We start from the raw sequence: 18069 nt of genomic DNA on the forward strand, positions 1-18069 counted from the left end.
ACTGCCCGAGCAACATCATCAGCATCATCGTCAGTTTCCCCAGGGGCCCTGGGGCTCCAATAGGTGGCCGTCGAAGGAGTCCCAGGTCTTCAGTGGGCGGGCGAGGCCGTGAGCGGCTCCGCCTGCGCGGACTGCGTGGCCTTGAAGTCGGCGGCGCGCGCGGCGGTCTCCAGGTCCGTCAGGCCCTTCTCGAGCTGCTTGCCGATGAAGGACTCCATGAGGCCGAAGGCCATCATCCCCTTGCCCATGAAGGTGTTCGGACCGGACATGTTCCAGGTGACGCGCGTGCCCTTCCCGGACGCCTCGAGCACGAAGTTCGCCTGATTGACGGCGGCGAAGGGCTCGATGAACTCCAGGCGGATGTCGATGCGCTCACCCGGCTTGCTCTCCAGGATTTCCATCCGTCCCACGCCGATGTTCCGGTTCCCCTTGTACGCGTAGCGAGCGCCGACTCCCGCGGCGGGGCCCGAGTACTCGCGCTCCATGTTCGGGTCGACGTTCTCGTAGGGCGACCACTGGCGCCACAGGGCGAAGTTGTTGATGAGCGCGTAGACGGCGTCGGGTGACGCATCGAGTTGTCGCGTGCGGGTGATGAGGAAGCTGTCAGGGCGGCTGGTGATGAAGGCAAGCACGCCGGCGATGAGCACAACGACAGCGATACCAATGAGCTTGGCCATGTGAATCACTCCTGGCTGGATGTTGGGAAAAAGGGAGGCCCCGGGGTCTCCGGTGAGCCTCCTGGTGGGTTGGAATCCCGGCTTCAATGCGGCGACGAACGGGCTTCGGGAGGATCGACACGACCCCTGTTTTTGCCCTTCATGACGGCGCAACCTGTCGGAGTTGCAGGCGATTTCCTCCCCGGAGAAATGCCCGGATAAATCCACGGCCGCCAGAGGCCCCAGGGTCGGACCAGGTCGCATACCCGGCGTCCGGGTGGGGAACTCGGGAGTGTCGAACCCGTGATGTCTCGTTCGTCGCATGGGTGGAATCCCAGGCTCGATTTCGAGCGGAACGGTGTCGGGGGCTGGGTTCGGGCACCGATGAGGAGACGCGACGATGCGATTCATGCTGCTGCTGAAGGCCAGCCAGGACACCGAGACGGGAGCGCCAGCGAGCGAGGCGCTCATCAACGAGATGGACCGCTATAACGATGCGCTGGTCCGGGCAGGGGTCCTCCTGGACGCGGCGGGTCTGCATCCCAGTTCTCGGGGCGCTCGCATCGCTTTCTCACAAGGCAAGCGGACGGTGACGAGCGGGCCCTTCACGGCGACGAACGAGCTGATTGCCGGATTCTGGATGATTCAAGTGAAGACGCAGGAGGAGGCGATGGAGTGGGCGCGGCGTTGGCCTCACTCGCCAGGGAGCGCGGACGCGCAAATCGAGCTGCGTCAGGTGTTCGAGCCCGCGGACTTTCCCGAGTCGACTCAAGACGTCGTGGAGCAGGAGCCGCACGTGGCGCGCTCGCGGTCCTGAGTCGAACGTGCTCCACTGGGGCGATTCGCGAAGGCCGAGGTGGGCACATGAAGGTGGTCGCACTCGTGGAGGCGCCGTCGGACATGCAGGCGGCGGCGATGGCCCTGGCGTCCGCGACGGGCATGGCGCCCGCGGAGGCTCGGATGCGCCTGGCGCCGGAGCCGCCCGCGTTGCTGGCGCGGCTGGAGCCGGCGGCGGCGGATGCGCTGGTGACGTCGCTGCGGGGCATGGGGCTGTCGGTGCTGGCGGTGGACGAGCGGGGGCTCGGTCAGGGGCGGGTGGTGGCGCGCCGCGTGACGTTTGGCGAGGACACGGTGACCTTCACGCCGAGGGCCGGAGAGCCGCTGGAGCTGGCGTGGAGCGAAGTCGCCGCGGTCCTCCGGGCGGCGAGCTCGGTGCGCACCCAGAGCGAGCACAAGGAACAGGCGAGCAAGCTGGATGTGGCCAAGGCCTACGGGCTGGCCATCGCCACGCATGGGCTGGTGATGCCCAAGACGGGCGCGAAGACGGTGCGGCAGGAGACGGAGGAGACGTCTCAGCTCATCTACGTCTTCGCGAGAGATGGCCGGAGCGCGGTGCTGAACGAGCACGGCATGGACTACTCGTGTCTGGGTGCCGCGATGCAGCCCTCGCGCATCGCGAACATGACGATGCTCATGCGGATGCTGTGTGAACGCGCGCCGGAGGCCTTCCACGACGAGCGACTGCTTCGCCTGGGGCGGCGTGCGCTGCCCTTCGTGGTGGCGGACTCGACGCAGATGGCGACGGGGGACGTGTCGGTGCGGCGGGCGAACACGCTCCAGGGTGTGGAGGTGCTCGCCGAGGTGATGCGGGAGGCCGTCATCCAGGGGCTGCTGGGCTGACGGCGCCGCACCTCGTCGACTCTGGATTAGAGCAGGCTGGCGATGTTCAGCGTGCTGGGCCCGCTGATTTGCTGGAGGCCCTCCGGGGTGTAGCAGGCATCCAGGTCCGTGTTGAGGAACTCGGTGGCGCGGACCACTCTCGCTCCGACGAACTTGCCCGCCGTCACCGTGCCGAAATGGACCAAGGTGGGAAACCATTGTCTGTCCTGACGGGGTTCAAAGCCAGTCAAGGACATTGGACAGAGGTACAGCGCGGCCGCCAGTCCTCATTCCTGCGGGGCCGGCTTTGCGGGCTCCTCGCCGAGCAGCAATCGTCGGACGATGGGCACGGGCGGGTAGCCGTACGACACCACCTCGTCGTGGAAGCGCTGGAGGGAGAAGTCCTTGCCCCACTGCGCCTTCGCGTCCTCGCGCAGCTCCATCAGCAGCTTCTTGCCCAGCGCGTAGACCAGGTACGTGGGGTCCGACGTTCCCCGGCGAGCCTCGCGCTCCGCGTTCGTCTTCGTCATGAACGCCTCCTCCTCGAACAGCTTCACCGCCTGCTCGTACGTCATGCCGCGCGTGTGCAGGGACAGGCCCGCGACGTAGCGCGCCAGGCGCTGGAGGTAGAGCGCGAGCTGGTTGAGGCGCAGCTTGTCGGCCCCCACGCCCGAGCGTCCACCGTAGCCCTCGTCCAGCATCATCTGCTCGGTGTACAGCCCCCAGCCCTCGGAGAACGAGCCCGAGCCCAGGAGGCGCCGCACCTTGGACTCCACCCGGTTCGTCCAGAGGAACTGCACGTAGTGGCCGGGGTAGGCCTCGTGGATGGAGACGAGCGGCAGCGCATGGTGGTTGTAGAAGCTCATGTGCTGTTCGGTCTGCTCGGCGTTCCACGTCGGGTCCGGCGGCGTCACGTAGTAGTACGCCTCCGTGGCCTGCTTCTCGAACGGGCCGGGCGTGCTCATGCTCGCGAAGGACAGCGAGCGATTGAAGGATGGCGTCTCCGCCACCTGCGCGCGCACTTCGCTGGGCACGGTGATGATGCGCTCACGGATGAGGAACGCTCGAATTTCTTCCAGCGTGGCCGTGGTGCTGGACACCAGCTCCGCGGGCGTCGGGTGCTCCTTGCTCAGCTCCCGGTACACGTCCATGGGCGCCTTGCCGGGCCCCAGTCGACCGGCCACCTCCTTGAACTGGGCCTGCGTGCGCTTCATCTCCGCCTGCCCCCACGTGAGCAGCGAGTCGATGCTCTCCGTCACGCCCTCCTCGTAGAGCAGCTTCTTGCGGTAGGTCTCCTCTCCAATCGCGTAGTTCCCATTGGAGCGGGGCAGCAGGTCCTCCTTCAGGAACTGGATGTACGCGTCGATGGCCGTGAGGCAGCGCGCCTGCTCCTTCTTGAACGCCTCGTTCAGCGCGGCGTCCTTCACCGGCGCGAAGGCCTGGGGCAGCGTCTGTGCGTACAGTGAGCGGGTTCCCTGGGCCTGCTGGAGGGCAATCTCCGTCCACAGCTTCGGGGGATTCTTCAGGGACGTCCGCGCGGCGGCGAACAGGTCCGGCACCTTCGTCATGCGGCTCACGGCCGAGCGCATGCGCTGCTCCAGCGGCGCGAAGTCCCGGTTGATGAGCTGGAACACCGCGTTGGAGGCCTGGCTCAGATACGTGTTGGGGTTGCGCTCCCACGAGCGCACCTCTTCGTGGTCCAGGATGCGCGAGCGGAAGTGGTTCTCGAGGATGTCGTAGTCGGCCCGGTCCAGGGGCGGAAGCGCGCTCCGGTCCACCGCCGTCGGCAGCGCGGCGAGCCGGCCCTTGAGGTACGCGAGGTGTGACGCGCGTTCCTCGGCGGTGAAGCCGCGCAGCTCGCCGTCATACGTGTGGACGCCCGCGGAAGTGGCCGACAGCGGGAGGCGACGGAACTGCTCGTCGAAGTGGGCGTCCACGAAAGCGCGCAGCGCCACCTGGGCCGGCGTGAGCGTCGCGGCGGCCTGGATGACGGCCGCGGACGGAGCTTCGCTCTGTGACGGTGGGCGCGACGTGGTGCAGCTCGCGGACAGCAACAGCAACGCGGCGAGGGTGCTCGGGGTGCGCGGCGCGGTCATCGTTCCTCGGCGGGAGAGAGGGGGCGGCGCCGGGAGCCTCGCCGATGCCCTCGCGTGCGACAAGCGCACCCCACGCCTGGCGAAGCTGGAGCCGACCCTCAGTGGCAGTGGGGCGAGGTGTCGACCGCGCGGAAGACGAGCACCGCCGCCGCCACGAGCGGCATTGCCCGACGAAGCAGGAAATCCGAGAGCCGGGGTCGCTTGCTCCACAACCTGGCTTGAAGTTGTGCGCCGAGCAGCGCTGGAAGCCCTCCCAGTGCGAAGGCCCCCATCACCAGTGCGCCACCGCCGAACGAGCCGCTCGCGAGCGCCACGGTGAGCACGCCGTAGAGCAGTCCACACGGCAGCAAGGGCGTCACCGCACCCATTGCGCTCGCGCGACCCGCCCACGAAAACTTTGCGCTCCAGCGCGAGAGGGCGCTCGCCACTCGTGCGAGCCCAGGCAGGGGAGGCAGGCGCTTTCCCAGCTCCAGTGCGGATGCCACCAGCGCCGCCGCCATCAGCCACGGGAGATAGGGACGCGTGGACACGGCGAGCGCGCGAGTCACACCGCCACCCAGTGCGCCCAGCGCGCCGCCCACGAGCGCATACGCCCCGAGGCGAGCGCCCTGATAGGCGAGCAGCGCGCGGCGTCTCTCGGGCCCACGCATCGACGGCAGCCCCGCGCAGGCGAGCGGTCCGCACATGAGGAAGCAGTGCACGCTGCCCGTGAGCCCCACCGTGAGCGCACCGAGCGCGCCTGTGACGAGTGTCGGAGTCGGAGTCAGCGAGGCCAGCATCAGCGGAACGTCGGTGGGCATGAGCAGGTCCTTCGCAACGGGCATGCCGTTCGCAAGGTGACAGCTCGCATGCTCGACTCCGCGCAAATCCGGCCTGACGTGGCCGTCTGCCTCCACTGTGGCAGCCGCGTGCCGGAGGGCACAACCTCGCGCGAGTTCTGCTGCGCGGGGTGCGAGGTGGTGCATGGCCTGCTGGTGTCGCAGGGGCTGACTCGCTACTACCAGCTCACGGGTGGGAAGACGGCGCCCGCGGCGGAGCCCGCGCGAGGACGCGGCCTCGCGTGGCTGGAGCCGTTGGTGGCTCGCGCGGAGGCGGCGCCGGGTACGCTGTGCTCGCTGGAGCTGGACGTCCAGGGCATCCACTGCGCGGCCTGTGTCTGGCTGATGAACGAGCTGTTCCGTCGTCAGCCTGGAGGCGCGGGGCTCACGGTGGACCCCGCGCTGGGCAAGGCGCGCATGCAGTGGAAGCGCGGGGCCTTCGACGTGGGCGGCTTCCTGCGGACGGTGGAGGGCTTCGGCTATCTCTTCGGTCCCAGTCGCAAGCGGCCCGCGCCCGCGAGTCTGGATTTGCCCATCCGCCTGGGCATCTGCGTGGCGCTCTCGATGAACGTGATGTTGTTCTCGGTGAGCTTCTACGTGGGGCTCACGCCGGAGGATGCGGAGGTCTTCCAGCTCTTCACGCGGCTGAGCCTGGCGCTGTCCGCGCTCGTCGTCATGGTGGGTGGGTGGCCGTTCTTCCGTTCGGCGTGGCAGGGACTTCGTCGAGGCGTGCCGCACCTGGACCTGCCCATCGCGCTGGGCATCCTCCTGGTGTTCGGCACCTCGCTGGTGCAGGCCCGGGGTGGACGCGGTGACCTCGCGTACTTCGATACCCTCAACACCTTCGTCACGCTGATGCTGGTGGGACGCTGGCTCCAGCAGCGCGTCCTGGAGCGCAACCGCCGCTTCCTGCTGGAGGACGACGGCGCGGAGGGACTCTTCGTTCGGCGGCAAGAAGGCGAGCGGCTCTCCACCGTGCGAGTCACCCAGGTCGCTGAAGGCGACCTGCTCGTCATCGCTCCTGGGGACCTGGTGCCCGTGGATGCGGAGTTGCTCGATGCGAGCGCGCGAGTCTCCACGGACTGGATGACGGGAGAGCCGGACGAGCGCGAGGTGGCAGTGGGAGAACCGCTGCCCGCGGGCGCATTCAATGCGGGGCGCGAAGCGGTGCGTGCGACGGCACGACAGTCGTTCCAGGACTCGCCCTTGGTGGCGCTGCTGCGCCGCGCGCCGGACGGAACGGGTCGGAGCGCGGGGCACACTCGCTTCTGGGAGGCTGTGTCGCGGCGCTGGGTGGTGACGGTGTTGGCCGTGTCGGCGCTGGGACTCGCGCTGTGGTGGCCGTCGGGGCCCGACAAGGCGCTGGAGGTGGCGGTGGCGCTGCTGGTGGTGACGTGCCCGTGCGCCATCGGTATCGCCACGCCGCTGGCCTATGAACTGGTGCAGGCGCGCTTGCGTCGCGAGGGCTTCTTCATCCGGGCCACGGACCTGCTGGACCGCCTTCCGCGTGTGCGTCAGGTGCTGTTCGACAAGACGGGGACGCTGACGCTCGGGCGGATGGAGCTGGCGGACCGGACCTCGCTGGATGTGCTCTCGGATGAAGAGCGCGATGTGGCCTTCAATCTGGCCGCGCGCAGCAATCATCCCGTGAGTCGCTGTCTCTCGGACGCGCTCTCGCGAACGGGCGCGCGCTTCGTTCCGGAGGCGCGGGTGACGGAGCATCCAGGCCAGGGCCTGGAGTGGATGCGAGACGGCGTGTCGTGGCGTCTGGGCCGCGCCGACTGGCACCAGGTATGCGATAGCGTCGTTCCGAGTGCCGTGTCGCTCGAAGCAGGACTCGGAGAAACGGCCTCGCCGCGAACTGGCGTCACGTCACGGCCCGACGCGGGAAGTGAGCCTGCCCCAGCGCAAGCGGGCATCACGCTTCCTGGCACGGACAGCGGAACTCCCGTCCTTCCACGTGCGCCGATGCGTGCCGATGGGCCTCGGGGCTCCGTGCTCTCTCGCGAGGGAGTCCCTGTCGCCGCGTTCCCGGTGCGTGAGGCCCTCCGGCCGGATGCACGCAGGGAGGTCCTCGCGCTCCAGGAGGAGGGCCATGCCGTGTGGCTCATCTCGGGCGATGCCCCCGCGCGCGTGCGCGAGCTTGCGGGCTCCCTGGGCGTGCCCCCGGAACGCGCCCTGGGCGGCCTTCGTCCCGAGGACAAGGCCTGTACCGTGTCGCGTCTCGGCGCGACGGACTCGCTGTACCTGGGCGACGGCGTCAACGACAGCCTCGCCTTCGAGCGGGCACTCTGCGCCGGTACTCCCGCGATTGACCGGCCGGTGATGCCGGGCAAGAGCGACTTCTTCCTGGTGGGGGAGGGGCTCTCCTCGCTGCGTGAGGCGCTCAAGCTGTCGAAGCACCTGCGGCACGTGGCGCGGCGGTTGTTGATGCTGGCCATCGGATACAACGTCGTGGCCGTCGCCGTGTGCCTCGCGGGCTGGATGACGCCGCTGCGCGCCGCCGTGGCGATGCCCGCCACGAGCCTCGCCACGGTCCTGTTCACGCTGTGGAGCCTGTCCGCGCCCCGTGCTCCACGCAGCGGCCTGGCGCCCCTGGCGCGCCCCACGGAGGTGCACGCATGAACGTCCTGGTCCTCCAGGTCTTCGTGAGCCTGATGCTCGTGGCCAGCTCGGTGCTGCTGTTCATCTACAGCATGCGTCACCGGGACCATGAGCAGGCGGACCGGCTCGCGCTCTTCCCGCTCGAGGAGGACGGCGTGGCTCGCCCCACCGCGTCTTCCGACGGGCCGTCGTCTTCGGCTTCCCAGGAGTGACTCCTTGCAACAACAGCGAATCGTCTACGACGACACCACGGTCCGCCGCTTCATCTTCGCGGCGGTGGTCTTCGGCATCGTGGGCATGGCGGTGGGTGCGCTGGTGGCCAGTCAGCTCGCATGGTGGCAGGCCAATCTGGGCATTCCCTATCTGACGTACTCCCGGCTGCGGCCCCTGCACACCAACGCGGTCATCTTCGCGTTCGTGGGCAACATGATGTTCGCCGGCGTCTACTACTCCACGCAGCGCCTCCTGAAGGCGCGCATGGCGTCCGACCTGCTCTCGAACATCCACTTCTGGGGCTGGCAGTTCATCATCGTCGCCGCGGCCATCAGCCTGCCCCTGGGCATCACCACCTCCAAGGAGTACGCGGAGCTGGAGTGGCCCATCGACCTGGCCATCACCGTCATCTGGGTCGTCTTCGCCATCAACTTCTTCTGGACCCTGGCGAAGCGCAACGAGAAGAACCTCTACGTCGCCATCTGGTTCTACATCGCGACCATCATCACGGTGGCGGTGCTGCACATCGTCAACAGCCTGGCGCTGCCGCTGGATGGGCTGAAGAGCTACTCCGTCTTCTCCGGCGTGCAGGACGCGCTGGTGCAGTGGTGGTACGGCCACAACGCCGTCGCCTTCTTCCTGACCACGCCGATTCTCGGCATCATGTATTACTTCCTGCCCAAGGCGGCGGAGCGGCCGGTGTACTCATACCGGCTCTCCATCATCCACTTCTGGGCCCTGGTCTTCATCTACATCTGGGCCGGTCCCCACCACCTGCTCTACACCGCGCTGCCCGACTGGGCGCAGTCCCTGGGCATGGTGTTCAGCGTCATGCTGTGGGCCCCTTCATGGGGCGGCATGCTCAACGGCCTGCTCACGCTGAAGGGCGCGTGGCACAAGCTGCGCGATGACCCGGTCCTCAAGTTCTTCATCGCCGGTGTGACGTTCTACGGCATGGCGACGTTCGAGGGACCGCTCCTGTCCATCAAGACCGTGAGCGGCCTGGCGCACTACACGGACTGGATTGTCGGCCACGTGCACGGCGGCGCGCTCGGCTGGAACGGCTTCATGGCGGCCGGCATGTTCTACTGGCTGGTGCCCAGGCTGTACGGCACGAAGCTGCACTCCCCCCGGTCGGCGGACGCGCACTTCTGGCTGGGGACGGTGGGCATCCTCCTCTACATCGTGTCCATGTGGATCAGCGGCATCAACCAGGGGTTGATGTGGCGCGCCACGAACGCGGACGGGACGCTGCTGTACCCGAACTTCGTGGAGACGCTGCTCGCCATCCGGCCCATGTACATCGTCCGCTTCGTCGGCGGCTCCATGTACCTGGTGGGCTTCTGCATGATGGCGTGGAACCTCTGGAAGACGGCGCGCGCGGGCAAGGCCGTCGACGGAGAGACCACCGTCATCGTGGAAGAGGCCCAGGCTCCCGTGCCCACCGCGACGACGACGCCCGCGCCGGGCTGGGTGCAGGTCGTCACTGGCCGCCCGCTGGTGTTCGCCATCGCCATCCTCACGGTGACGATGTTCCTGGGCTGGGCGAAGCCGGTGCGCGCGCTGGTGCTGATGGGCGCCATCGTCGCGCTGGGCGAGCTGGCCTGGATTGTCACGCGCAAGGACCGCGAGGCGGGCCGTCCTTCGTGGTTCGCGCTCATCGAGGGCCGCCCGCTGGCCTTCACGGTGCTGACGCTGGTGGCCATCCTGATTGGTGGCGTGGCGGAGCTGCTGCCCACCATCCTCATCCAGCAGGCGGTGCCCGCGCATGGCGAGGCGCAGAAGCCGTACTCCCCGCTGGAGCTCCAGGGGCGAGACCTCTACGTGCGCGAGGGCTGCTACACGTGCCACTCGCAGATGATTCGCCCCTTCGTGGCGGAGACGCAGCGCTATGGCGACGTGTCTCGCGCGGAGGAGTTCATCTACGACCACCCGTTCCAGTGGGGAAGCAAGCGCACCGGACCGGACCTGCACCGCGTGGGCGGCCGGTATCCGAACCTCTGGCACTACACGCACATGATGGACCCGCGAGCCACGAGTCCCGGCTCGAACATGCCGCCCTATCCGTGGCTGGCGGAGAACCGCATCCGCGTGAAGGACGCGCCCAAGAAGCTGTCGCTGATGCGGAAGCTGGGCGTGCCGTACACCCACACGGACGTGGACTCGGCGGAGGCTCGGCAGAAGTCCCAGGGTGAGGCCATCGCCGCGGACCTCGCGACGCAGGGTGTCCAGGTGGCGTGGGACTCGGAGATGGTGGCCCTGGTCGCCTACCTCCAGCGCCTGGGTCGTGGGCCGCAGGACGTGCCCGCGACGCCGTCGGAGGTCGCGCCCACCGCGTCGGCGGCGGGAGCCCAGGAAGGAGGAGGCCGCTGATGTACAAGCAATTCTACCAGGGCATGACGTTGGAGGAGCTTCCGCTCTTCGCGCTCGTCCTGTTCATCGCCATCTTCCTGGGCGTCTGCGCCTGGGTGTTCGGAGCGCGCAGGAGCCAGGACTTCGACGCGCTCTCGCGGCTGCCGTTATCGGAGCGCGGGGAGGGCGGTCATGAGTGAGAAGTCGCTGATTCATCACATCTATGACGGCATCGAGGAGCACGACAACCACCTGCCAAAATGGTGGTTGTTCATCCTGTGGACGACGCTCGTCTTCGGCGCGGGCTACTGGTTCTGGTACCACATCGCGGAGGCGGGGCCCGGGCAACTGGGCGAGTACGCCGCGGAGTCCGCCGAGCATGCGCAGCGCATGGCCGGCAATACGCCCGCGTCGGATGACCTGCTCTTGAATCTGGTGAAGGACCCGACGTCGCTGGACGGCGGCAAGGCCGTGTTCCAGTCCAACTGCGCGGCCTGTCACGGTGCGCAGGGGCAGGGCCTCATCGGTCCCAATCTCACGGACGGCTTCTGGCTGCACGGCGGCGCTCCCATGGCCATCCACAAGGTGGTGGCCGAGGGTGCCGTGGCCAAGGGTATGCCCGCCTGGGAGCGGACGCTGGGCGCCGAGCGCGTCAAGGCCGTCACCGCCTACGTCTTGACGCTCAAGGGGACGAACGCGGCTGGCGGAAAGGCGCCTCAGGGCGAGCCCGAGCAGCCGTAGCGCTCGGGCCACGAGGACTCCGACATGGCGACACCTCCACGGCGGGAAGGCCCCCGCATCGACCAGCTCTCGTCCATCCACGCGGATGGCTCGCGGCGGGCGGTGCACCCGTCGGACGTGCGGGGCCGCTTCATCACCTGGCGCCGCGTGGCGTTCGGAGTGCTCATCGCCATCTACGTGGCCCTGCCACTGGTGAGAGTGGGTGGACACCCCGCTGTGCACCTGGACGTGGCGGCGCGACGCTTCTTCCTCTTCGGCGCCACATACAACGCGCAGGACTTCTGGCGGGTCCTCTTCCTGTGCACCGCGCTGGGCTTCGGCCTGCTGTTCGTCACGGCGTGGCTGGGCCGGGTGTGGTGCGGCTGGGCGTGTCCGCAGACGGTGTTCCTGGAGGGACTCTATCGGCCGCTGGAGCGGCTCATCGACGGGCCTCGCGAGCGGCGGCTGCGCCAGGAGGGGACGGCGTGGACGGCGGGCAGGGTGGCGCGCGCGGTGGTGAAGCATGGTGCCTACGTGGGCGTGTCCTTGCTCATCGCCCACGCCGCGCTCAGCCTCTTCGTGTCCGCCGGAGGACTGGTCTCCATGGTGGCCCAGGGCCCGGCCGCGGCTCCGGTGGCGTTCACCTGGGCCATGGCCGTCACGGGCGCGCTGTACTTCAACTTCGCGTGGTTCCGGGAGCAGCTCTGCGTGGTGGTGTGCCCCTATGGCCGGCTCCAGTCGGCGATGCAGGATGCGGACTCGCTCATCGTCGGGTACGACGCGCGACGGGGTGAGCCTCGGGGACGACTGCTGAAGGTCCTCCCCACGCGGCCCGCGCCGCCCAAGGGCGACTGCGTGGACTGCTTCAAGTGTGTCACCGCGTGCCCCACGGGCATCGACATCCGCAACGGCTCGCAGATGGAGTGTCTGGCCTGCGCGCAGTGTATCGACGCCTGTGACGAGGTGATGGACATGGTGGGGCGCCCGCGCGGGCTCATCCGCTACGACTCGCTCAACGGACTCGCGGGCGAGGCGCGCCGCACGTGGCGGTCCCGATTGGTGCTGTATGGGGCGCTGCTGCTCGCCTCCGCCGGGGGACTCGTGTGGAGCGTGGCGAGGCGCATCCCCTTCGAGGCGAACCTGCTGCGCTTCCAGGGCACGCCGTACCTGGTGGAGACAGGGACGGTGCGCAACCAGTTCGAGCTGCACCTGGTGAACAAGAACCCGGAGGCATCCACGTTCTCCATCTCAGCGCGGGCCCCGGACTCCGCGCAGGTGGTGATACCGCAGGCCCAGGTGCGACTCGCTTCGCTGGAGAGCTTCCGGGTGCCGCTGTTCATCCTCGTCCCACAGGGGAGCGTGGAGCTTCCGTTCACCTTCCTCGTCGAGGTGACGGACTCCGCTTCCGGTGAAGTGAAGCGGATGGATGCGCGCTTCCTCGGGCCGCCGTCGCCGCGTCGCTGAGGGAGCAGGCTCGCGAAAGTCCTGCGCGTGCCTCGGCGGCCCCCGCGAATTCTGCGGGGAGGTCCGAGGGACTCGGGCGACGGGGGTGGCACGCGCCTTGGAATGAGACGTGGGGCATGGAAGCGCTGCCAGGTGTCCCCCGGCCCACGCCGGAGTTGCTGAGTCGGTACGACGTCTCAGGACCTCGCTACACGAGCTATCCCACCGCGCCGGAGTGGCGTCGGGACTTCGGGCCGGAGGCCCTGGAGGAGCGGCTGTGCAGCGCGGGGGCTCGTGACTCCGCCGAGCCGCTGTCGCTCTACGTCCACCTTCCGTTCTGTCACAGCCTCTGCTGGTACTGCGGCTGCAACGTGGTCATCAGCAAGGACTCGCGCGCGGCGGACCGGTACCTCGACCACATGGTCATGGAGTTGGACCTGGTGTCGGCGCGACTCGGCGCGCGTCGCTCGCTCTCGCAAATCCACTGGGGTGGCGGCACGCCGACGTTCCTCACGGAGGCGCAGCTCGAGCGGCTGTGGACCGAGCTCACGCGGCGCTTCGTCCCGTTGCCTGACGCGGAGGTCGCCATCGAGGTGCACCCCTCCGTGACGACGGAGGGACAGCTCACGCTGCAGCGGCGACTGGGCTTCAACCGACTGTCCATGGGGTTGCAGGACTTTGATTCGCGCGTGCAGGAGGTGACGAACCGGCTCCAATCGCCTGAGCGGACGCGGGCCCTGCTGGAGCACGCGCGCGCGCTCGGCTTCACGGGCGTGAACTTCGACCTCATCTACGGTCTGCCCCACCAGAGTCCGGAGACCTGGGCGCGAACGTTGGAGACGGTGCTGGAGATGCGGCCGGACCGGCTGGCCGTCTATTCCTTCGCCTTCATGCCGGAGGTGCTCAAGCACCAGCGACGGATGCCCGCCGAGGCGCTTCCCACCGCGACGGTGAAGCTGGAGTTGTTCCGCTCGGCCTGTGCCGCGTTCGTGGGCGCGGGCTACCGGGCCATCGGCATGGACCACTTCGCGGTGCCGGAGGACGAACTGACGCACGCGTTGTCCGAGCGCCGGCTGGGCCGCAACTTCCAGGGCTATACGGTGAAGGCGGCCTCGGACGTGGTGGCGTTGGGCAGCACGGGCATCAGCGACGTCGCCGGGGCCTATGCGCAGAACGTCCGGGCGCTGCCCGCCTACTACGAGCGCGTCTCCCAAGGACGACTGGCCACCGAGCGCGGCCTGCTGCTCACCGAGGATGACAGGAGGCGCCGCGCGGTCATCACCCAGCTCATGTGCAACGCCTGGGTGGACCTGGGAGAAGACGGCGTCCGCGACTTCGCGCCCGAACTGGAGCGGCTGCGGCGCTTCGAGGAGGACGGACTCGTGGTCCGCTCGGACACGCAGTTGGAGCTGACGGCCCTGGGCCGACTCTTCGTGCGCAACGTGGCCATGGTGTTCGACGCCCACCTGGCGCGAGCCGAGAAGCCACGCTTCTCCCGCACGGTGTAGCCGTCCAAGCCACCGGGCAGGCAGGCCCTTCATGAGGCCGCTTCCCTGGCCCCCGCGCGAGGCAATGCCCACTTCATCCGCATGCCCTCGGGCGACGGAGGTGGTCATTCATGGAGACGCGACAGTCGCGGGGTGGTGTTCGACGAGGGCTGCGTGCTTCCTGCCTGCTCGCCTCCCTCCTGGTGGCCTCGCTGGCGGGCGCCGCGCCCAAGCCGGGTGAGGCGTTGCCGGAGTTGTCCTCTCAAGACCTGGAGGGCAAGCCGCACCGCAGTGAGGAGTGGCGAGGAAAGCGCACGTTGCTGGTGGTGCTCACCGACAAGGACGGCGGCGATGAGATGCGCCGCTGGTTCGACACGGCCGCCACCCAGGTGCCCGGCTCCGTGCACCGGGCCTCCGTGCTCACCTTCAAAATCCCGTTCATCGTCAGCGCGGACTCCGCGAGGGAGCGGGCGAAGAAGAAGGTGCCCGAGGAGTTCTGGTCCGACACCTGGCTCGACAAGACCGGCGGCCTGGGCAAGTCACTGGGGCTGGCCTCCAGTCGAGAGCCCTATGCCATCGCGCTCGATGAGCGGGGTCAGGTGCTGGCCGTCGTGCACGGCGACGCGGACTCGCCGGAGGCCAAGGCCCTGATGAAGAAGCTCTCGGGGCCGTGAGGCTTCACGCGTTGGAGACACGAAGGGCGCCGCGGGTGGACTCCCGCGACGCCCCGGTTCAGCGTTCCTGCTCGTTCGTGCTCAGCGGCTGGACAGGATGTCCTGGGCGCGCTTCTTGTCGGCGGAGAACGTGAAGGCGTTGTAGAGCTGGTAGTTGTTCTCCGTGTCCAGGATTCGCGACTTCACGGCGCGCAGCACGTTGATCTTGTCGTCGTTGAAGGAGAACCGCTCCATCAGCCGCATCACCTGGGAGACGAGCAGGTAGTTGCCCTGCAGGCCCGTGTTGAGGACGCGGAGCTTGTCGTCGGTGAAGTTCTCGCGGGCGATGGCGTCATGCCAGCGCTGGAAGGAGCCATCCGCCATCGGGCGAATCATCGGCTCCGGCGGCGGGGGCGGCGGACGCGGCATCACCGTGGCGAGCAGCGGGGCATCGGCGACCTGGCGTCGCACGGACTCCAGGACCTCCTGCGCCTTGCGCGCCTTGCTGCGCGTGTCCCGGTCCGCGCGGTCCTCGATCTCCTCCAGCAACCGCTCCAGGCGCTCCAGGCGCTGGGCCAGGTCCTCACGGCTGACCACCACCAGGGTGCCGGTGCTGTTCGGCGGAACGAAGGGGCCCGAGTTGTGCCGCGGCTGCTGCGACGGCTGCTGCGGCATCGGCTGGCCCGGCGGGGGCGGGCGGTACTTCTCCATCGTCGCATCGGGCGCCGGCTGCTTTTCGACCTGCGGGGAAGTCTGAGCGAAGGAGGTGGCGGAGGTCAGCAGTGCGACGGCGATTGCGAGGGCCTTCATCGGGGCGTCCTTGTTTGTGTACTCGACAGTTCTGACGGGCCGAGTCTCATGGCATTCAAAGGCACCGGACGACAAGGGGCCCCCTGTCTCATGTCTCAGGGGGAGGGGGTTCGTTTGGACAGCACAGACCCTTCGGCCGACAGCTCGTAGACGAGCGGAACGCCGGTCGCCAGCTCCAGCCCCACCACCTGCTCGCCGGTGAGTCCGTCCAGCTTCATGACGAGGGAGCGGTTCGAGTTGCCGTGGGCGACGACGAGGACGTTCTTCCCCAGGCGGAGGTCGCCGGAGATGGCGCGCTCGTAGAAGGGGAGCACGCGCCGGGCGGTCATCTCCAGCGACTCGCCGTTGGGGGGCGGCACGTCATACGAGCGACGCCACAACTTCACCTGGGCCTCGCCGAAGCTCCGGGTGGCGTCCGCCTTGTTGAGGCCCTGGAGGTCGCCGTAGTGGCGCTCGTTGAGGGCGGCGTCGCGGATGATGGGCGGACGCTGACCCAGGGCCTCCAGGATGATGGCGAGCGTCTCCTGGGCGCGGGTGAGCGCGGAGGTGTAGGCGACGTCGAAGGTGATGCCCTGGAGCGCGCGCGCGGCGAGGCGGGCCTCCTCGCGGCCCTTCTCGGTGAGGGGCACGTCCACGAAGCCGGTGAAGCGGTTCTCGTGGTTCCAGAGCGACTGACCGTGACGGACGAGGGCGAGCAGGGGCATGTCCCTCCTGCTAGCGCAAGCCGGGCCTCACGGCCAAGGGGCGGCGCGCAGGAGGGCGACGGGGGTGACACCCGTCAGGCTCCGGAAGTCGGAGATGAGGTGGGCCTGGTCGTAGTAGCCGGTGGCGGCGGCGATGGCGCCCCAGTCCGGCGTGGCCGAGCGGGTGGAGGCCCGCATGGCGCGCTGGAAGCGGACGACCCGCGCGTAGACCTTGGGGCCCAGGCCCACCACGTCATCGAAGGCGCGACGGAGCTGCCGCTCGCTGACGCCAAGGCCCCGAGCCAGCGCGCTGACGCGGGGCAGCTCCGGCGACTGGGAGATGGCGCGGACCGCGCGGCGGACGACGTGCGAGGAGGCGGGCTCGAACACGTCACCGCGACGCAGGCGCTCGGTGAGCGCCGACTCCAGCACCTTCACCTTCTCGGCCGGGGACAGGCTGTCGTGCATGCGCTCCCGGAGCCGGGCGCCCTCCGCGCCCCAGAGGGTGTCGAGGTTGACGACGCGGTCGGTGAGCTGCGCCATGGGCACGCCGAAGAAGGGGTAGGCGCCTCCGGCCTTGAAGCGCACGGCGATGGCCAGGGGCGGTACGTCCGTCCCGCCTTTCTGGAGCACGTGCAGGCGCGTGCCGATGACATACGCATCGCCCCGAGTGTCGGAGAGCCGGACGATGAGCTCGGCCTCTCCATCGGGGAGGCGGACGTAGGCGGGGCCCCGGTTCTCGTCCCGGGTGACGGCGCGAAAGCCCCGCACGAAGCCCGCGAGCGCGCCATGGGATGCGACCTGGAGCGGCCTGGAAGTCACGAAGGAAGCATGCGGCACGCGCAGCGCGGGTTCAATCGAGGGAGCGCGGGCGGGGGGCGCCATGGCCGATTTCTCCAATCGGCTCGGGGGCCCCGTTTCTACCTTGGGACGGCACGACACCCCTGCTTCCCCCGAGGAACCTTCATGCGAGTCCATCACCTCAATTGCGGCACCCTGTGCCCCGCCGGCGGCGCGCGCTTCGTCCTGGGCGAGGGCGGCTTCTTCTCGCGGGCCCGGATGGTCTGCCACTGCCTGCTCATCGAGACGGATGACGGCCTGGTCCTCGTCGACACGGGGCTGGGGCTCAAGGACATCGAGGACACGACGCGGCTGGGCTCGCGCTTCCTCCGTCGCAACGCGCCCCGGTTGGACCCGCGCGAGACGGCGGTCGCCCAGGTGGAGCGGCTGGGCTTCCGGCGTGAGGACGTGCGTCACATCATCCCCACGCACTTCGACCTGGACCACATCGGCGGGCTCGCGGATTTTCCCGGCGCGCAGGTGCATGTCTTCCGCGACGAGCACGCGGCGGCGATGGTGCCGACGCCGAAGAACGCGAAGTTCGGCTACCGGCCCGCCCAGTGGGCACACCAGCCTTCGTGGAGACAGTACGCGGTGGAGGGGGAGCGGTGGTTCGGCTTCGACGCGGTGCGCGTGATTCCGGGGCTGTCCACGGAGGTGTTGCTGGTTCCGCTCATGGGTCACACGCCGGGGCATTGTGGCGTCGCCGTGAAGACGGAGGGGCGGTGGCTGCTGCACGCGGGGGACGCCTACTTCGACCACAAGGAGCTGGACCTCCAGGCGCCTCGCAGTCCGCCGGGGCTGGCCCTCTTCCAGCGACTGCGCTCGACGGACAACGCGGCGCGCCTCGCCAACCAGGCGCGACTGCGGACGCTCGTGCGCGAGCACTCGGCCGACGTGAGTGTCTTCTCCGCGCACTGCGCCGTGGAGCTGGAGCGCTACGCGGTGGCGCGGCCCGAGGCGGCGGAGCGAAGTGTCGTCGCGGCCCCGGGCGCGAAGTCCGGAGGCTCGGGGAGTCGCGCCGCCTGAAGGCCC

18 protein-coding genes are annotated in these 18069 nt (G+C 68.8%); 11 read left to right on the top strand and 7 right to left on the bottom strand.

Annotated features, from left to right (window positions below; all coding sequences use genetic code 11):
- Positions 1 to 89 precede the first annotated feature (89 nt).
- Positions 90 to 677 carry an SRPBCC family protein gene (locus G4D83_RS00060; protein ID WP_163861070.1) on the bottom strand — a complete coding sequence of 196 codons (588 nt, stop codon included), beginning with the start codon at positions 675 to 677 and terminating at the stop codon, positions 90 to 92.
- Between the two features lie 379 nt (positions 678 to 1056).
- On the opposite strand from G4D83_RS00060, the gene G4D83_RS00065 reads away from it, so the two are divergent.
- Together G4D83_RS00065 and G4D83_RS00070 are read left to right on the top strand one after the other, a co-directional pair.
- Positions 1057 to 1473, top strand: a complete 417-nt coding sequence (locus tag G4D83_RS00065) for a YciI family protein (protein ID WP_163861072.1) — start codon at positions 1057 to 1059, stop codon at positions 1471 to 1473.
- Between the two features lie 47 nt (positions 1474 to 1520).
- Entirely contained in the window at positions 1521 to 2336 is an 816-nt protein-coding gene (locus tag G4D83_RS00070) for a hypothetical protein (protein WP_163861074.1), read from the top strand.
- 26 nt (positions 2337 to 2362) lie between these two features.
- On the opposite strand, the gene G4D83_RS00075 is transcribed toward G4D83_RS00070, so the two are convergent.
- The 3 genes from G4D83_RS00075 to G4D83_RS00085 form a co-directional block, all read right to left on the bottom strand.
- Complete coding sequence (locus G4D83_RS00075) at positions 2363 to 2521, bottom strand: hypothetical protein (RefSeq protein WP_163861076.1); 159 nt, start codon at positions 2519 to 2521, stop codon at positions 2363 to 2365.
- Positions 2522 to 2602: 81 nt separating this feature from the next.
- Positions 2603 to 4411, bottom strand: coding sequence for a DUF885 domain-containing protein (locus tag G4D83_RS00080; protein ID WP_163861078.1), 1809 nt, complete (start codon positions 4409 to 4411; stop codon positions 2603 to 2605).
- A gap of 98 nt (positions 4412 to 4509) precedes the next feature.
- A complete protein-coding gene (locus tag G4D83_RS00085) occupies positions 4510 to 5211 on the bottom strand; it encodes a sulfite exporter TauE/SafE family protein (RefSeq protein WP_163861080.1) in 702 nt (233 codons plus the stop codon).
- A 48-nt stretch (positions 5212 to 5259) separates the two neighbouring features.
- On the opposite strand from G4D83_RS00085, the gene G4D83_RS00090 reads away from it, so the two are divergent.
- The 8 genes from G4D83_RS00090 to G4D83_RS00125 all read left to right on the top strand — a co-directional run bounded on the left by G4D83_RS00090 (position 5260) and on the right by G4D83_RS00125 (position 14722).
- Positions 5260 to 7854, top strand: coding sequence for a heavy metal translocating P-type ATPase (locus tag G4D83_RS00090; RefSeq protein ID WP_163861082.1), 2595 nt, complete (start codon positions 5260 to 5262; stop codon positions 7852 to 7854).
- Complete coding sequence (locus tag G4D83_RS00095) at positions 7851 to 8045, top strand: cytochrome oxidase (RefSeq protein WP_163861084.1); 195 nt, start codon at positions 7851 to 7853, stop codon at positions 8043 to 8045. The genes G4D83_RS00090 and G4D83_RS00095 overlap by 4 nt, the downstream gene beginning before the upstream one ends.
- A gap of 4 nt (positions 8046 to 8049) precedes the next feature.
- Positions 8050 to 10419, top strand: a complete 2370-nt coding sequence (gene ccoN, locus G4D83_RS00100; protein ID WP_163861086.1) for a cytochrome-c oxidase, cbb3-type subunit I — start codon at positions 8050 to 8052, stop codon at positions 10417 to 10419.
- Complete coding sequence (locus tag G4D83_RS00105) at positions 10419 to 10598, top strand: cbb3-type cytochrome oxidase subunit 3 (RefSeq protein ID WP_141645468.1); 180 nt, start codon at positions 10419 to 10421, stop codon at positions 10596 to 10598. The genes ccoN and G4D83_RS00105 overlap by 1 nt, the downstream gene beginning before the upstream one ends.
- The gene (locus G4D83_RS00110; protein WP_163861088.1) at positions 10591 to 11139 is read left to right on the top strand and encodes a cbb3-type cytochrome c oxidase N-terminal domain-containing protein; all 549 of its coding nucleotides are present in this window, start codon (positions 10591 to 10593) and stop codon (positions 11137 to 11139) included. Before G4D83_RS00105 ends, G4D83_RS00110 begins: the two co-directional genes overlap by 8 nt.
- 24 nt (positions 11140 to 11163) lie before the next feature.
- Positions 11164 to 12582 (top strand): cytochrome c oxidase accessory protein CcoG, encoded by a 1419-nt coding sequence (ccoG, locus tag G4D83_RS00115; protein ID WP_163861090.1) that lies wholly within the window; start codon positions 11164 to 11166, stop codon positions 12580 to 12582.
- 116 nt (positions 12583 to 12698) lie between these two features.
- Positions 12699 to 14069, top strand: coding sequence for an oxygen-independent coproporphyrinogen III oxidase (gene hemN / locus G4D83_RS00120; protein WP_163861091.1), 1371 nt, complete (start codon positions 12699 to 12701; stop codon positions 14067 to 14069).
- Between the two features lie 110 nt (positions 14070 to 14179).
- The gene (locus G4D83_RS00125) at positions 14180 to 14722 is read left to right on the top strand and encodes a hypothetical protein (protein WP_163861093.1); all 543 of its coding nucleotides are present in this window, start codon (positions 14180 to 14182) and stop codon (positions 14720 to 14722) included.
- 81 nt (positions 14723 to 14803) lie between these two features.
- On the opposite strand, the gene G4D83_RS00130 is transcribed toward G4D83_RS00125, so the two are convergent.
- The 3 genes from G4D83_RS00130 to G4D83_RS00140 form a co-directional block, all read right to left on the bottom strand.
- The gene (locus tag G4D83_RS00130) at positions 14804 to 15511 is read right to left on the bottom strand and encodes a proline and serine-rich protein 1 family protein (protein WP_163861096.1); all 708 of its coding nucleotides are present in this window, start codon (positions 15509 to 15511) and stop codon (positions 14804 to 14806) included.
- A 95-nt stretch (positions 15512 to 15606) separates the two neighbouring features.
- Positions 15607 to 16215, bottom strand: a complete 609-nt coding sequence (locus G4D83_RS00135; RefSeq protein WP_163861097.1) for a 2,3-bisphosphoglycerate-dependent phosphoglycerate mutase — start codon at positions 16213 to 16215, stop codon at positions 15607 to 15609.
- Positions 16216 to 16242: 27 nt separating this feature from the next.
- Positions 16243 to 17079 carry an AraC family transcriptional regulator gene (locus tag G4D83_RS00140; RefSeq protein ID WP_217911468.1) on the bottom strand — a complete coding sequence of 279 codons (837 nt, stop codon included), beginning with the start codon at positions 17077 to 17079 and terminating at the stop codon, positions 16243 to 16245.
- 81 nt (positions 17080 to 17160) lie between these two features.
- On the opposite strand from G4D83_RS00140, the gene G4D83_RS00145 reads away from it, so the two are divergent.
- Positions 17161 to 18063 carry an MBL fold metallo-hydrolase gene (locus G4D83_RS00145; protein ID WP_163861099.1) on the top strand — a complete coding sequence of 301 codons (903 nt, stop codon included), beginning with the start codon at positions 17161 to 17163 and terminating at the stop codon, positions 18061 to 18063.
- Positions 18064 to 18069 lie beyond the last annotated feature (6 nt).

The organism is Myxococcus eversor (assembly GCF_010894455.1).
In the GTDB taxonomy this organism is placed as follows: Bacteria; Myxococcota; Myxococcia; order Myxococcales; family Myxococcaceae; genus Myxococcus; species Myxococcus eversor.

Bases quoted from the DNA above. Each gene is read 5' to 3' on its own strand.
- G4D83_RS00125 (WP_163861093.1), top strand. From the start codon at position 14,180: ATGGAGACGCGACAGTCGCGGGGTGGTGTTCGACGAGGGCTGCGTGCT.
- G4D83_RS00090 (WP_163861082.1), top strand. From the start codon at position 5,260: ATGCTCGACTCCGCGCAAATCCGGCCTGACGTGGCCGTCTGCCTCCAC.
- G4D83_RS00085 (WP_163861080.1), bottom strand. From the start codon at position 5,211: ATGCCCACCGACGTTCCGCTGATGCTGGCCTCGCTGACTCCGACTCCG.
- hemN (WP_163861091.1), top strand. From the start codon at position 12,699: ATGGAAGCGCTGCCAGGTGTCCCCCGGCCCACGCCGGAGTTGCTGAGT.
- G4D83_RS00065 (WP_163861072.1), top strand. From the start codon at position 1,057: ATGCGATTCATGCTGCTGCTGAAGGCCAGCCAGGACACCGAGACGGGA.
- G4D83_RS00145 (WP_163861099.1), top strand. From the start codon at position 17,161: ATGCGAGTCCATCACCTCAATTGCGGCACCCTGTGCCCCGCCGGCGGC.
- G4D83_RS00070 (WP_163861074.1), top strand. From the start codon at position 1,521: ATGAAGGTGGTCGCACTCGTGGAGGCGCCGTCGGACATGCAGGCGGCG.
- G4D83_RS00135 (WP_163861097.1), bottom strand. From the start codon at position 16,215: ATGCCCCTGCTCGCCCTCGTCCGTCACGGTCAGTCGCTCTGGAACCAC.
- G4D83_RS00095 (WP_163861084.1), top strand. From the start codon at position 7,851: ATGAACGTCCTGGTCCTCCAGGTCTTCGTGAGCCTGATGCTCGTGGCC.
- ccoG (WP_163861090.1), top strand. From the start codon at position 11,164: ATGGCGACACCTCCACGGCGGGAAGGCCCCCGCATCGACCAGCTCTCG.
- G4D83_RS00140 (WP_217911468.1), bottom strand. From the start codon at position 17,079: ATGGCGCCCCCCGCCCGCGCTCCCTCGATTGAACCCGCGCTGCGCGTG.
- G4D83_RS00105 (WP_141645468.1), top strand. From the start codon at position 10,419: ATGTACAAGCAATTCTACCAGGGCATGACGTTGGAGGAGCTTCCGCTC.
- G4D83_RS00110 (WP_163861088.1), top strand. From the start codon at position 10,591: ATGAGTGAGAAGTCGCTGATTCATCACATCTATGACGGCATCGAGGAG.
- G4D83_RS00130 (WP_163861096.1), bottom strand. From the start codon at position 15,511: ATGAAGGCCCTCGCAATCGCCGTCGCACTGCTGACCTCCGCCACCTCC.
- G4D83_RS00080 (WP_163861078.1), bottom strand. From the start codon at position 4,411: ATGACCGCGCCGCGCACCCCGAGCACCCTCGCCGCGTTGCTGTTGCTG.
- G4D83_RS00060 (WP_163861070.1), bottom strand. From the start codon at position 677: ATGGCCAAGCTCATTGGTATCGCTGTCGTTGTGCTCATCGCCGGCGTG.